At 60.8% G+C, this 13,093-nt stretch carries 12 protein-coding genes; 10 read left to right on the top strand and 2 right to left on the bottom strand.

Translation table 11 applies throughout. The annotated features are described in order from the left end of the window. The first annotated feature begins 6 nt into the window (after nucleotides 1–6). The 9 genes from pgeF to IRY30_RS06845 all read left to right on the top strand — a co-directional run bounded on the left by pgeF (nucleotide 7) and on the right by IRY30_RS06845 (nucleotide 10,230). The gene (gene pgeF, locus IRY30_RS06885; protein WP_194556700.1) at nucleotides 7–744 is read left to right on the top strand and encodes a peptidoglycan editing factor PgeF; all 738 of its coding nucleotides are present in this window, start codon (nucleotides 7–9) and stop codon (nucleotides 742–744) included. Continuing rightward, nucleotides 737–1,429, top strand: coding sequence for a YggS family pyridoxal phosphate-dependent enzyme (locus tag IRY30_RS06880; RefSeq protein ID WP_194556699.1), 693 nt, complete (start codon nucleotides 737–739; stop codon nucleotides 1,427–1,429). Before pgeF ends, IRY30_RS06880 begins: the two co-directional genes overlap by 8 nt. A gap of 134 nt (nucleotides 1,430–1,563) precedes the next feature. Continuing rightward, nucleotides 1,564–2,157, top strand: coding sequence for a cell division protein SepF (locus tag IRY30_RS06875; protein WP_194556698.1), 594 nt, complete (start codon nucleotides 1,564–1,566; stop codon nucleotides 2,155–2,157). Nucleotides 2,158–2,162: 5 nt separating this feature from the next. Next, nucleotides 2,163–2,450, top strand: coding sequence for a YggT family protein (locus IRY30_RS06870; protein WP_194556697.1), 288 nt, complete (start codon nucleotides 2,163–2,165; stop codon nucleotides 2,448–2,450). 303 nt (nucleotides 2,451–2,753) lie between these two features. Further along, nucleotides 2,754–3,890: a DivIVA domain-containing protein gene (locus IRY30_RS06865; RefSeq protein WP_194556696.1), complete on the top strand. Its 1,137-nt coding sequence runs from the start codon at nucleotides 2,754–2,756 to the stop codon at nucleotides 3,888–3,890. A gap of 3 nt (nucleotides 3,891–3,893) precedes the next feature. Next, nucleotides 3,894–4,064 carry a hypothetical protein gene (locus IRY30_RS06860; RefSeq protein ID WP_194556695.1) on the top strand — a complete coding sequence of 57 codons (171 nt, stop codon included), beginning with the start codon at nucleotides 3,894–3,896 and terminating at the stop codon, nucleotides 4,062–4,064. A gap of 531 nt (nucleotides 4,065–4,595) precedes the next feature. Then, nucleotides 4,596–7,760 (top strand): isoleucine--tRNA ligase, encoded by a 3,165-nt coding sequence (gene ileS, locus IRY30_RS06855; RefSeq protein ID WP_194556694.1) that lies wholly within the window; start codon nucleotides 4,596–4,598, stop codon nucleotides 7,758–7,760. A gap of 41 nt (nucleotides 7,761–7,801) precedes the next feature. Continuing rightward, complete coding sequence (locus IRY30_RS06850; protein WP_194556963.1) at nucleotides 7,802–8,731, top strand: EamA family transporter; 930 nt, start codon at nucleotides 7,802–7,804, stop codon at nucleotides 8,729–8,731. 5 nt (nucleotides 8,732–8,736) lie between these two features. Beyond that, nucleotides 8,737–10,230 carry a DNA polymerase IV gene (locus tag IRY30_RS06845; protein ID WP_194556693.1) on the top strand — a complete coding sequence of 498 codons (1,494 nt, stop codon included), beginning with the start codon at nucleotides 8,737–8,739 and terminating at the stop codon, nucleotides 10,228–10,230. A 5-nt stretch (nucleotides 10,231–10,235) separates the two neighbouring features. On the opposite strand, the gene IRY30_RS06840 is transcribed toward IRY30_RS06845, so the two are convergent. After that, complete coding sequence (locus IRY30_RS06840; protein ID WP_194556692.1) at nucleotides 10,236–11,243, bottom strand: asparaginase domain-containing protein; 1,008 nt, start codon at nucleotides 11,241–11,243, stop codon at nucleotides 10,236–10,238. A gap of 162 nt (nucleotides 11,244–11,405) precedes the next feature. Here IRY30_RS06840 and IRY30_RS06835 point away from each other — a divergent pair, with 162 nt between their 5' ends. Further along, nucleotides 11,406–11,912 carry a hypothetical protein gene (locus IRY30_RS06835; protein WP_194556691.1) on the top strand — a complete coding sequence of 169 codons (507 nt, stop codon included), beginning with the start codon at nucleotides 11,406–11,408 and terminating at the stop codon, nucleotides 11,910–11,912. 22 nt (nucleotides 11,913–11,934) lie between these two features. On the opposite strand, the gene IRY30_RS10435 is transcribed toward IRY30_RS06835, so the two are convergent. Next, nucleotides 11,935–13,005 carry a DUF6263 family protein gene (locus IRY30_RS10435; RefSeq protein ID WP_194556690.1) on the bottom strand — a complete coding sequence of 357 codons (1,071 nt, stop codon included), beginning with the start codon at nucleotides 13,003–13,005 and terminating at the stop codon, nucleotides 11,935–11,937. Nucleotides 13,006–13,093 lie beyond the last annotated feature (88 nt).

Below are 13,093 nucleotides of genomic sequence, written 5' to 3'. Positions count from 1 at the left end.
AGAAACGTGACGAAGCACGCGGACGCACCAGCAGTGCGCAAGGTATTCACCAACCGACATGGTGGGGTATCCGCAGAGCCCTTCGCCACGTTTAACCTGGGCGATCATGTGGGGGATGACCCTGCGGCCGTGGCACGCAACCGCGAGCGCTTGGCGGAAACTCTGCAGCTCGACCCGCAGAGGTTGATGTTCATGGAGCAGATTCACTCCCCAAACGTCATCGAAGTAACCGCCGACATGATTGGCCAAGGTCCCATTGAGGCGACCGACGCCCTGCTCACCACCATTCCGGGTATCGCCTTGGTGGTGCTAACGGCCGATTGCGTGCCCGTGTTGCTCTCCGATGAGCAGGCGGGTGTGATCGCCGCGGTGCATGCCGGACGGATGGGCGCGCGCAATGGCGTGATTGCCCGGACCATCGCGCGGATGGAAGAGCTGGGTGCGATCCCCGCGCAGATCCACGCCCTCATGGGGGCCGCGGCTAGTGGTGCGAATTACGAGGTTCCCGATTCTATGGCGGCAGATGTGGAGTCCAAGCTGCCGGGATCCCGGACCACCACCGCGCAGGGTACCTCTGGCCTGGATATCCGGGCTGGTCTTACCCGGCAGTTGCTCAGCCTGGGTGTGCGCAACATTGATGCGGATCCGCGCTGCACGGTTGAGGATCAGAACTTCTTCTCCTACCGCCGCGAAGGAACCACTGGCCGACAAGCCGGCGTGATTTGGATGCCTGACAATGACTAATGATGATGCCCGAGCTCAAGAACTAGCTCAAGCTTTGCGCGAGGTACGACAGCGCATCGCCGTGGCAGGTGGGGCGGATCTGCTGCCCATCACCAAGTTTCACCCGGCAGCAGATATCGCACTGCTCGCCGGTTTCGGCGTGGGAGCCGTGGGGGAGAACCGCGAGAAAGAGGCCCGAGAAAAGGCCGCGGAGTTGCAGGGTCGCCTGGATTTCCACATGGTGGGCCAGGTGCAGACCAACAAGGCCAATTCTGTGGCGCGCTGGGCAGCTGCCGTGCACACCGTGGATTCCCTGCGGCTGGTCACCTCGCTGCAGCGCGGGGCGGAGCTGGCCATCGGCCGAGGAGATAGAGAAGACCCACTGCCCGTGTTGGTGCAATTCAGCGCTGATGGCGATCCCCAACGCGGTGGCGCTGTCGCCGCGGACATCGACGCGCTGGCCGATGCGGTGGCAGCCGCCGAGCACCTGGAACTGCGGGGATTGATGACCGTTCCTCCTATCGACGCCGACGCGGCTGAAGTTTTCCGCGAGGGTCGGAAGCTGGTAGACAAGATCTCTGATCGGGTGCTCGGAGCCCCCGTCTATTCGGCGGGCATGAGCCAGGATCTGGAGATTGCCATCGCCGAGGGCTCCACGCTGGTGCGTGTCGGAACGGATATCATGGGACCGAGACCAGTAATTTAAATCACGAAATAGTGCCGTATCGTGGTCAACATCAAGAGCACGTTGCGAACAATCGCCGTGAGTAATCTACGCCAGCACAGTTATCGTTCTTTGCAGCGAAGCCAGCTGGCGAAACCTAGGGAAGGAACCAACCCATGTCACAAGATGGATTTGGCGGAAAGCTGAAGGAATTCTTCGGCATCGGACCAGTGGAATCCTACGAGGAGTCTTACTACGGCGAAGGATTCCGCGAGGAAGCCGAACCTGCTCGGGAATCCCGCGTGGATCGCCTGGGCCGGGAGTCTGCACTGGACCGGGAGCCACGCGTGAGCCCACGAGATCCAGAGGATCGCTACTCTCGCCGTCCCCGCAGCTACGATGACGCAGCTCCAGTCACCATCTCCCGCACCGCTGGTGTGCGCAGCTACGACGAGCCAGTGGGTGGAACCCGCTCTGCAGCTCGTCGCCCGGTAGCCACCCCTGAGCCACAGCTGGTTCGTTTCACCTTGAGCACCTACACCCAGGGAAGCGACCTGGTTGAGTCCCTCAAGGATGGGGATGTCACGGTGTTCAACCTCGGTGGCATGGAAAAGGGCGAGGCAACCCGCGTGCTCGACTTCGCCGCTGGCCTGGCCCGCGGTGCTGATGCGGAGCTCAAGAAGCTCAACGGCGTGCGCAACTATGTTTTGATTCCGGAAGGCGTGCACTTGGAGCAGAGCCAGCTGGATCAAATGGCGGAAGATCTCTAAGCAACGTGACTGAAATACTGCTCATTCTCGTTTGGCTCATCAGGTTTTACGTTTTCTTCCTTGTGCTGCGCATTGTTATCGAGATGATCCAATCATTTTCTCGAAACTGGCGCCCACAGCGCTGGTTCGCGCTGGTGGCAGAACCGATCTTCATGATCACCGACCCCCCGGTTAAGGCCTTGCGCAAGTTGATCCCCCCAGTCCAGCTCGGCGGAGTGGCTTTGGATCTGTCCGTCCTGGTGCTGTTCTTCGGGCTGCAGCTCCTGAGCACGGTGCTCATCGCCCTCGCCTAGAAGCCTCACCTAGGGGCACTTCGTTTTGCCGGTTTTTGGCCCGCTGAATGTTTCGGCCCGTTGAGTGTGGAAAAGATCATTTCAAACCTCACGGGCAACCGATTAAAATTCCTGTCAGCAATTGCTCTATAAGTGTTGCATTTGAACCGCGATTCTGTACCAACATTTGTGCACTTATCGGTAAGATCTATACGTGTAGTTAAGCCTTAACTGCTGGGCGCTGCTATGCTTCATAGAAGTTTGCAAGATAAATAAAATTACCTCTGGCACATTGAGGCATTCCGATTTGGAAGGGAAGAACCTATGCCACTGACTCCAGCTGACGTTCATAACGTGGCTTTCAGCAAGCCACCGATTGGCAAGCGAGGCTACAACGAGGATGAGGTGGATCAGTTCCTCGATCTCGTTGAGGACACTCTCGCTGAACTGCAGGACGAAAACGCAGATCTCAAGAGCCGTGCGGGCAACCTCGGTTCCGGCGCGGGCAACACCGTAGCTGCTGCTCCTGCTGTGGACGAAGCCGAGCTTCGCCGCACGATCGAGGCTGAGGTTCGCCGCGATGTGGAATCCAGCGTTCGTCGTGATGTTGAGGCGAAGGTTCGCCGCGACGTTGAAGCCGAGTACGCAGGCCGCGCGCCACAGCAGTCCACCACCTCCACCGCCGATGTGGAAGCATCCCTGCGTAAGGATCTGGAATCCAAGTACGAAGCTCGCCTGAAGGATGCGGATTCCCGTATCAAGGCCGCCGAAGAGCGCGCCAAGAAGGCCGAGAACGAGGCAGCTGAAGCACGCAAGTCCGCCAACGCTGCTCCTTCCACTCCTTCCACCGCGGCCAGCTCCACCTCCAACGCTGCCGGTACCGCAAATGCGGATACCCACATGCAGGCCGCTCGCGTTCTCTCCCTGGCTCAGGAAATGGCTGATCGCCTCACCGGTGATGCCAAGGCAGAGTCCTCCTCCATGCTGGCAGATGCCCGCCGCGAGGCGAAGCGCACCGTGGAGCAGGCTAACTCCAGCTCCGCAAAAACCCTGGATGATGCCAAGAAGAGCGCAGATGCACAGCTCAACGAAGCGAAGACTCGCTCCGAGAAGCTGCTCGCGGATGCGAAGCAGAAGTCTGAAGCACAGTTGGCAGATGCCGATCAGCGCTCCAAGACCCTGCTCTCTGATGCCAACGCTCAGTCCGAGGCGCAGATCCGTCAGGCCCAGGAGAAGGCAAACGCTCTGGAGCAGGATGCAGAGCGCAAGCATACTGAGATCATGAACACCATCAAGAAGCAGCAGACTACCCTCGAGGCACGTATCGAGGAACTGCGCACCTACGAGCGCGAGTACCGCACCCGTTTGAAGACCTTCTTGGAGTCTCAGCTGGAAGAGCTCAACGCCCGTGGCACCGCTGCACCAGCCGGTACCCACCAGGTGGAGAACAACAACCGCTAAGCCATGCTGAGTTATGCATTAGCACTGGCTGCCCTCGGTTTTGCCGCTCTCATTGTGGCGTTGCTGATGGGCTCCACCACGTGGGCATGGATCTGCATGGTGGTGGCAGTAATCGGAGTGGTGCTCTTCGTGGTGGACTGGATCCGTCACCATAAGCGCACCAACCGCAGGTAGGGAACCCCAGACCCGCCAAGAACACAGAGCGAGAATCACGCACTAAGCCGTGATTCTCGCTCTTTTTCCCTGCCCATGCCCCTGTGCGGCTCAACCCGCTGAATGCCCAGCGCCACAGCAGCATCCCAGCGGAGTTCAGCAAAGCCACGGCAAAGGCACGCCAGAAGCCAGCCGCGCTTTGCCCAGTCTTGCCGGATAAAAATTGCAGTGTAAACTCACCTGTATTCGTGTAGATCCGGCAATCACCGGGGAGCGTCATCGGAAGAACAGCATCGTGAACCACCTTTGAGGGACATCCTTTTAGGAATCACCCTTTGAAGAATCACGGCGCCCAGTAGAACCGAGCGGAGTCGCGGCACGTTATCGCCGCATGAAGAGTGGTTCCATGGCCGTTCATGCGGAAATGGGGCAACCAGGGTGGTACCGCGTGACTGTTCACGTCCCTGATTTTTTGGCGAAACCGCTGCGTGTAGGCGAGTGGTGGCGTCGGGAAGAAAAAATTAGAGCGCAACGTAGAACAGGAACCACACCATGAATACCCCAGCTGGCGGCGCATATCCGCGCCAGGACATGACCCAGGGCACCTCCTCTTTCCCAGTGATGGAGCAGGAAGTGCTCAAGTATTGGGCGCAGGATGGCACGTTCCAGGAGTCCATCGAGCAGCGTGAGGGCGCGGAAGAATACGTCTTCTACGATGGCCCTCCCTTCGCCAACGGTTTGCCACACTACGGCCACTTGCTGACGGGTTATGTCAAGGACATCGTGCCTCGTTACCAGACCATGCGCGGCAAGAAGGTAGCCCGCGTGTTCGGCTGGGATTGCCACGGCCTGCCCGCTGAGCTGGAGGCGGAGAAGCAGCTGGGTATCAAGGGTCGCCAGGAAATCGAAGAGATGGGTGTGGCCAAGTTCAACGATTACTGTGCCACCTCCGTGCTGCGCTACGCCGATGAATGGAAGGACTACGTGACGCGTCAGGCGCGTTGGGTAGATTTTGACAACGGTTACAAGACCATGGATCAAGACTTCATGGAGTCCGTGATGTGGGCATTCAAGGCGCTGTGGGACAAGGGCTTGGTGTACCAGGGCTTCCGCGTGCTGCCTTATTCCTGGGCGGAGAATACGCCGCTGTCCAACCAGGAAACCCGCCTGGATGATTCCTACAAGATGCGCCAGGATCCCACGCTGACCGTGACGTTCCCCATCACGGGCGTGAAGGACGGCTCGTCCGCGAATGCTGAGCTGGTGGGCGCTTCTGCTCTGGCCTGGACCACCACGCCGTGGACCTTGCCTTCCAACCTGGCTCTGGCGGTCAACCCTGCGGTGACTTACGTGCAGGTTGAGGTGGGTGAGGATGGCGCGGAGGAGTTTCGTGGCCGTCGCTTCCTGCTGGCTCAGGATCTGGTGGGTGCGTACGCCAAGGAGCTGGGCGAGAAGCACACCGTGGTCAGTGAGCACCCCGGCACCGACCTGGTGGGCCTGACTTACGAGCCGATCTTCGGTTACTTCCGCGATCACCCGAACGCATTCCAGATCCTCGGTGCGGATTACGTGACCACCGAGGACGGCACGGGTATCGTCCACCAGGCTCCGGCCTTTGGTGAGGACGATATGAACACCTGTGACGCCGCCGGCATCGAGGTGGTCATCCCCGTGGACATGGACGGCAAGTTCACCTCCCTGGTTCCTGAGTACCAAGGTCTTCTTGTTTTCGACGCCAACAAGGAAATCATCAAGGACCTCAAGGAAGCCGGAAAGGTGGTTCGCCACCAGACCATCGAGCACTCCTACCCACACTCTTGGCGCTCTGGCGAGCCGCTGATCTACATGGCTCTGCCATCCTGGTTCGTGGCAGTGACCAAGTTCCGTGATCGCATGGTGGAGCTCAACCACGAGCAGATCGAATGGCTGCCGGAGCACATCCGCGATGGTCAGTTCGGCAAGTGGTTGGAAAACGCCCGCGATTGGAACATCTCTCGTAACCGCTACTGGGGTTCGCCGATCCCCGTGTGGGTCTCGGATAACGAGGAATACCCGCGCGTGGATGTCTACGGTTCTCTGGATGAGCTGGAGCGTGATTTTGGGCGTCGTCCTGCCTCTCTGCACCGCCCGGATATCGATGAGCTGACCCGCCCCAACCCGGATGATCCCACGGGACAGTCCACCATGCGCCGTGTGCCAGAGGTTCTGGACTGCTGGTTCGAGTCTGGCTCCATGCCATTCGCGCAGGTCCATTACCCATTCGAGAACAAGGATTGGTTTGAGACCCACGCCCCGGCGGACTTCATCGTGGAGTACATCGGCCAGACCCGCGGCTGGTTCTATCTGCTGCACGTGCTCTCTGTAGCGCTGTTTGACCGTCCGGCGTTCCGCAAGGTGGTGGCTCACGGCATCGTGCTGGGTGATGATGGGCTGAAGATGTCCAAGTCCAAGGGCAACTACCCGGATGTCAACGAGGTCTTCGACCGCGATGGCTCGGATGCCATGCGCTGGTTCCTCATGAGCTCGCCGATCCTGCGTGGCGGTAACTTGATCGTCACCGAGCAGGGCATCCGCGAGGGTGTGCGCCAGGCGATGCTGCCGATGTGGAATGCCTACTCCTTCCTGCGCCTGTACGCCTCCCAGCCAGCTGAATTCTCCACGGATTCCAGCAACGTGCTGGATAGGTACATCCTGGCCAAGCTGCGCGAGACGGTGGAGAAGACCACGGCGGCACTGGATGCCACTGATGTGGCAACTGCAACTGATGAGATCCGCACGTTCTGTGACGCGCTGACCAACTGGTACGTGCGCCGCTCCCGCAACCGTTTCTGGGAGGGCGATACTGTCCACCCAGAGGCCTTCAACACCCTGTACACCGTGCTGGAGACCTTGTGCCGCGTGGCAGCTCCGCTGTTGCCGATGACCACCGAGGTGATCTGGCGCGGACTGACCGGCGAGCGCTCCGTGCACTTGGCAGAATGGCCAGATGCTTCCGCGCTGCCGGAAGACCAGCAGTTGGTGGAGGCAATGGATGCCGTGCGTTCCATCAGCTCCTCCGCGTCTTCTCTGCGCAAGGCGCACAAGCTGCGCAACCGTTTGCCTTTGCCACAGCTGACCGTGGCCCTTCCGAACGCTGCGGAGTTGGAGGACTTCACCTCGATCATTGCCGACGAGGTCAACGTGAAGCACGTGGAGCTCACCGATGACGTGGCCTCCGTGGGCACCTTTGACGTGGTGGTGAACGCTCGCGCGGCCGGACCTCGTCTGGGTAAGGACGTCCAGCGAGTGATCAAGGCCGTGAAGTCCGGAAACTACACCGTGTCCGAGGATGGAGTGGTGGTAGCCGACGGCATCGAGCTGCAGGACAACGAGTACACCCGCAAGTTGGTGGCTCAGGATCCTGAGCACACCGCAGACGTGCCAGCCATCGGTGGCCTGGTGGTGCTGGATACCAACGTGACCGAAGAGCTCGAGGCCGAAGGCTGGGCTGCTGACCAGGTTCGCGGGCTTCAAGATGCACGTAAGAACGCCGGCTTCGATGTGTCCGACCGCATCAAGGTGCGCCTCTCCGTGCCGGAAAGCCAGCAGAAGTGGGCCATGGATAACATCGAGGCGATCGCCAAGGAAGTGCTGGCAGAACAGCTGGACATCGTGGTTGGTGAAGAGCTGCCCGTAGAGGTGGCCGAGGGTTGTACCGCTGAGGTGCACCGCATCTAGTGCATAACTCGAGGGCTTCGCGATGGGCGGCGCCGGGGGTCATGCTGGCCTCCGGGGCGTCGCTCTATGCTGGCGCTGCCCTGGCCGTTGGGTTGTTCGAGCAGTTCCCGCCCTCGCTGGTGGCGTGGATGAGGATGAGTGCAGCTGCACTCATCCTAGTGGTGCTGCTGCGCCCGCGGTTTACTGAATTCTTCAGCTCTGCGGGTCGCCTCGCCGGATTGTTCGGCGTGGTCACGCTGGGCATGAATATGGTCTTTTATGAGGCCATCGCGCGGCTGCCCATGGGCACCGCTGTGGCTATCGAGTTCATGGGACCCATCGCCGTGGCAGCACTGGGCAGCAGAACCCGGAGAGATTGGCTGGCTCTTGTGTTGGCCACTGCGGGCGTACTCACCTTGTCTGGGGCGCAATGGTCAGCCTCGGCCTCTGGCGTGTTGTTTGCCATCGGCGCTGCCGTGCTCTGGGCGTTTTACATCGTCCTGGGGGACAAGGTTTCTCGAGAGACAGTAGCCCCCGAGCCGGTGAACGGTGGGGTGTCTCTGGATTCTGGCGATCTGACGGGTGGTGCTGGCGGTGCTGCTGTGCCGGCCCCGCAATCCACCAAGCGCACCGGTCTGGCCGTGGGTTTTGCCTGGGCTGCTGTACTCAGCGCACCAGTGGTGGGTCTGGGGTTGCTGCTCGCGGAACGGGCCGGGGTGGCGTCGACACACACGACGATGGATCCGGTCCTCATCCTGGGTCTGGCCATTGGGCTGGGCACGCTCTCCGCGGTGATTCCTTACAGCCTGGATCAGGTGGTGCTGCGGATGGCGGGGCCAGCGTATTTTGCCTTGTTGCTGGCGTTGTTACCGCTGGTGGCAGCGATATTCGGCGCGGTTATGCTGGGGCAGATGTTGAGCATGATTGAGGTCCTTGGCATCGCGGCAGTGGTGGCTGCGGTGGCTATTCGCCGGCCCGGGGACGAGGCATAGCGCCCATGGAACATGGTGGGGATGACGGGCGCGGGGATGCGGGGCAAACGCAGGAACGCTGGGTGGCGCACATCGACATGGATGCGTTCTTCGCCGCGGTGGAGCAGCTCACGCGTCCCACGCTGCGCGGCCGCCCCGTTCTGGTGGCGGGCATGGGCGGGCGCGGAGTAGTGGCCGGAGCCTCGTATGAATCGCGAGTTTTCGGAGCCCGCTCAGCCATGCCCAGCAGCCAGGCAGTGCGCCTCTGCCGCGGTAAGGCCGTGGTGGTGACACCCCGCTTTTCGGTATACAAGGCGGCCTCCCGACGCATCTTTTCTGTGATCCGGGATTATGCCGGGGTCATCGAACAGCTGAGCGTGGATGAGGGCTTTGCCGAGCCAGAACAATTGCGCGGGGCAACCGAAGCCGAGGCGCGGCAGTGGGCGCTGGACCTGCAAGCCGCAGTGGATGAGCACACTGGGTTGCCCGCCTCGGTGGGAATGGCCTCCACCAAACTGGATGCGAAAATGGCTAGTGACCTGGGTAAACCACATGGGGTGGCGGTGGTTCCCGCTGCTCGACGCATGGAAATCTTTGGTCCCCGCCCAGTGAGTGAACTGTGGGGAATCGGCCGGGTTGCGCAGGGCAGGCTCGCGGAAGTTGGCGTGCACAGCATCCAGGAGTTCGTGGACATGGATCCTCTGGATATTCGTTCGCTGCTTTCCTCCGTGGGTGCCGAGATCCAGCGGATGGCAGCGGGTGATGACACTCGGCCGGTGGCTCCGCGTGCTCGGTCTAAGCAGGTGTCTGCGGAGCGGACGTTGGAAACCGACGTACGAACCTCGGCAGAAGTGTGGCGCTACCTGGACAGCGCTGCCCGCGCGGCGCATTCACGCTTGCTCAAGGATGGGCGGGCAGCGCGCACCATTACGGCTAAGGTGCGCACCTTTGATTTTCAGATTCACACGCGATCAGCCACTCTGCCTGCCGCCACGGATGAGTTGTCCACCATCATCTCCGTGGCTCGCCGGGTGTTGCCACGACCGGAGGATGTGGGGGCCATTCGGTTGGTCGGGGTGGGGCTTTCCGGCCTGGTGGATGACCGTCAGGAAGTGCTATTCCCGGAACTATCCAACCCGCAGTCAACTGGCCGCATCGTGGTGACTGAGGATTCAGAAGTTGGTGAGTTGGCTCCGCTGAATTCCCGGGGTGCTGCTTCTGCGAGCGCAGCGACGGTGAAAGCCGCTGGTGACGGTGCTGATGCGGATACCGATGGAGCAGCGGAAGAAACCCCGGATGAGGCTCCATCGTGGGAGGCCACCCAGGACATTGTGCATGAGGAATTCGGCCACGGATGGGTACAGGGCACGGGTTTGGGAGTGGTGAGCGTGCGTTTTGAAACGCGCGCGAGCGGCCCAGGCAAGACACGCACCTTCGCGGTAACGGATCCTGCCCTGTCACCCGGCAACCCCTTGGACTCCCTGGATTGGGATCTCCCGGAAGATGAGGAGGACGACTAGCCGGGCTAGTTGTCCTGCCTACCGCGGGCGAGATGGGCGAGGAGAGCCATCCGGGCCTGGGCGGGCCGGAGGGCTCCTCCGGAGAGCATGCCCAGCTGAGCCAAGCTGGCGCCGCCGCCAGAACCTCCATAGACAAAGTGCACTCCGCCGAAGGGGACTCGGGAGCAGATGACGATGGGGTTGGTGGCTTCCCGCATGGCGTTGACCATCGGTGGCGGGACATTACCGCTGCCCATCGCGGCAATCACGAGGCCATCAGGTGTGGGCGCGGCGGAGTGTGGATCCAACAGCATCTCGATGAGGACGGGGTTGGCGGCGATGTGGGCGTCGAAAATAGGAACGAAGAGACCTGCCAGCGGGGGAGTGTCACGGCTTTCGTGGCGCTCGGAGGCGGGGAGGAGAAAGTGGATTTCAGACTCGGTTTGCGCTGCATCTTCCACGGTGGAGGCGAATCCAGCGTCCGCGGTGGTGTGAATTTTCGTGGCACCGAAAGCCGGGAGTGTTTGCCCACCGAAGACAACGTGTGGGCGGGAATCGCCAGGCGCGCTGAGGAGGAATTCTATGGCACGGCGCAGATTGCCGGGGCCATCGGGATGCTGATCATCTGCTGGGCGCTGTGCCCCGGTGAAGACGATCGGGGTGGGGCCGAGGAGCGATTGATCGAAAGCCATGGCGGTTTCTTCCATGGAATCCGTCCCGTGCACCACGACGATGCCCGCTAGCCGCACGCTGCCCGCCTCGGCAGTGCGGATGCTCCGGTGGGCGTGTGCGATTAATTCATCGATATCCTCGAGCCGGATGGCGGAAGAATCCAGAGTCATCACGTCCTGGCAGGTCACTTCCACGTTGCCTGGCAGTTCAATCTGGGCTTGCGCGAAAATCTCTGCGATGCTCAGGGTGGGGTGCAGAGATCCATCAGCTGTGGTGGTGCAGGAAATCGTTCCTCCGGTGCCGAGGATGACGATTCTGGAAGCCTGCTCTGCGGGGGCTGCGGGTGACGCGTTGGGGTCCATGTGACCCAGATTAGTGATCTCGGGGTTGGTCGTCACACCTGACACATGTGTAACATTGTTGGCTAGAACATCCCCTGTCGCGGACCGGGGAGGAGAGAACGCCGGGTCACACGCCGAAAAACGGTACACGCTGACCCAACATCACAAGGAGTATTCATTCTCATGGTTAAGGCTTCACTGAAGACCCTGGCACTCGTCACCGCCCTGGGCGCTGGCCTCACGTTGTCGGCCTGTGGAAACGACGATGATTCCTCTCCAGAAACGTCAACCACCACGACGACCACCGAGCAAGCTGCAGCCGCGCCAACGGCTGCTGAGCTGCACGCCACGCTTGCCCGCGCGGTGGATCCTAACGTCCCCACCGACCAGAAGCTGGATGCCGTGATGGGTGGCGAGGAAGCCCCTGAGCTCTTCGACGCGCTCACCAAGGCAACCGTTGATTCCGGAGCACAATTCGAAGTCAAGGAACCCGTGCTTCCTTCCGCGCTTCCCGGCATCTACACCGCAGCAGTGAACCTGACCATGCCGGATCGTGAACCACAGCTGATCTCCGGAGTGGAGTTCGTGGAGCAGGACGGCAAGTTTAAGCTGGATCGCAAGTGGGCTTGTGACCTGGTCACCAACGTGGTGCCAGACCAGGTGCCGCCAATGTGTAACCAGGCGCTCTAAGCACTAACGCCCTAAGCGCTAATTAGGATTCAGCCGGAGACCATGAGCTTTTGCTCGTGGTCTTTTGCTTTACCCGGGTGGCGGAATCCTCTTTGCCATAGGTCACCACCGTGGAAAGGCTGATGGATCCGCGTTCTGGCACGGCGTGCGTGAGGTTCACAGAAATATGGCCTGAAGACTCAGTGGACACGTCCATGATGCGCAGATCAGAGCCATTGAGGAACTGCGTGGCGGGCTTCCTCTCTGCGGAAACGGAGAGTGATACCGTCTGATTCTGCTTCTGTAGCAGCGTGTACGTGATGGTCTGCAAGAAGGAAATACCACCATCTTCTACTCGATTAGAGACCGTCCAAGAGGCACCTTCACCGATGGGTTCTTCAGGGAAGATCAGCGGCAGATTATTCATCTGCACCAAGGCTTCTTCCACGCTGGCCCGGGCTGAATCAGACGCGCCTTCCGGGGAAGAGAAAGTGCGATTCTGCGGGCGACCATAGCGATCTTGCTCGGTGGTCATGCGGAAGCCCTCGGCGGAGGCGATGTCCTCGTTGCGCTCAGTGTTATCGCCGGTTGGTTTGCCCACAGTGACGGTGCTGGTGCGGGTGTCGCCATCGGTCTTGATTCCGGTGGTGAGCGGGAGGTTCATGGTGACCTCCTCGTAGGGAAGGTTGTTGCTTTCCTCCTCAGCGCTCGCGGATTCGCTGGCTGACGCGCTGTTTTCCGCGCTGGAGCCTGCAACGCCAGAGCCTTCTGCATCAGGCCCCGCAGTAGCCGAACCGGTAGAAGAACCCGCAGCAGAGGACTCCGCCGCGCTCGAGCTCGCAGCCAGCTCCTTCGCCTTTTCCTCATCCACCTCGGTGCTCTGCTCAAGCCCGCGGGTGATGCTGTAGTTCACGTGCTGCTCTTCTTGATCCGTGAACCACACCACCGGCTGCTGCGGAGCCTTGCCCGCATCCAGCAGCTCCACTTTCATGCCCTCCACCGGTGCTTCAACGGGGGCGGAGGCTTGCTCCGGTTCTTCACCGCACGCAGCAAGGGCTGTGACAGCCACCATTGCCACGACAGCCTGGAATTTCCGAAGTCTCTGATTTACCACGATTATTCACATTAACAGTTGGAGTGGAAAACTCCGGCACCTTTCCCTTGGTAGGCAACCTTTCTCAGGCAACCCGACGCAAGCCAGT

The organism is Corynebacterium suicordis DSM 45110, assembly GCF_015351405.1.
GTDB classification, from domain to species: Bacteria; Actinomycetota; Actinomycetes; order Mycobacteriales; family Mycobacteriaceae; genus Corynebacterium; species Corynebacterium suicordis.
The sequence above is the reverse complement of the archived record's forward strand: the minus strand, read 5'-3'. Positions and strand labels throughout refer to the sequence as shown.

Coding starts and splice junctions, on each gene's coding strand:
- IRY30_RS06880 (WP_194556699.1), top strand. CDS start 737: ATGACTAATGATGATGCCCGAGCTCAAGAACTAGCTCAAGCTTTGCGC.
- IRY30_RS06875 (WP_194556698.1), top strand. CDS start 1,564: ATGTCACAAGATGGATTTGGCGGAAAGCTGAAGGAATTCTTCGGCATC.
- IRY30_RS06865 (WP_194556696.1), top strand. CDS start 2,754: ATGCCACTGACTCCAGCTGACGTTCATAACGTGGCTTTCAGCAAGCCA.
- IRY30_RS06860 (WP_194556695.1), top strand. CDS start 3,894: ATGCTGAGTTATGCATTAGCACTGGCTGCCCTCGGTTTTGCCGCTCTC.
- ileS (WP_194556694.1), top strand. CDS start 4,596: ATGAATACCCCAGCTGGCGGCGCATATCCGCGCCAGGACATGACCCAG.
- IRY30_RS06850 (WP_194556963.1), top strand. CDS start 7,802: ATGCTGGCCTCCGGGGCGTCGCTCTATGCTGGCGCTGCCCTGGCCGTT.
- IRY30_RS06845 (WP_194556693.1), top strand. CDS start 8,737: ATGGAACATGGTGGGGATGACGGGCGCGGGGATGCGGGGCAAACGCAG.
- IRY30_RS06840 (WP_194556692.1), bottom strand. CDS start 11,243: ATGGACCCCAACGCGTCACCCGCAGCCCCCGCAGAGCAGGCTTCCAGA.
- IRY30_RS06835 (WP_194556691.1), top strand. CDS start 11,406: ATGGTTAAGGCTTCACTGAAGACCCTGGCACTCGTCACCGCCCTGGGC.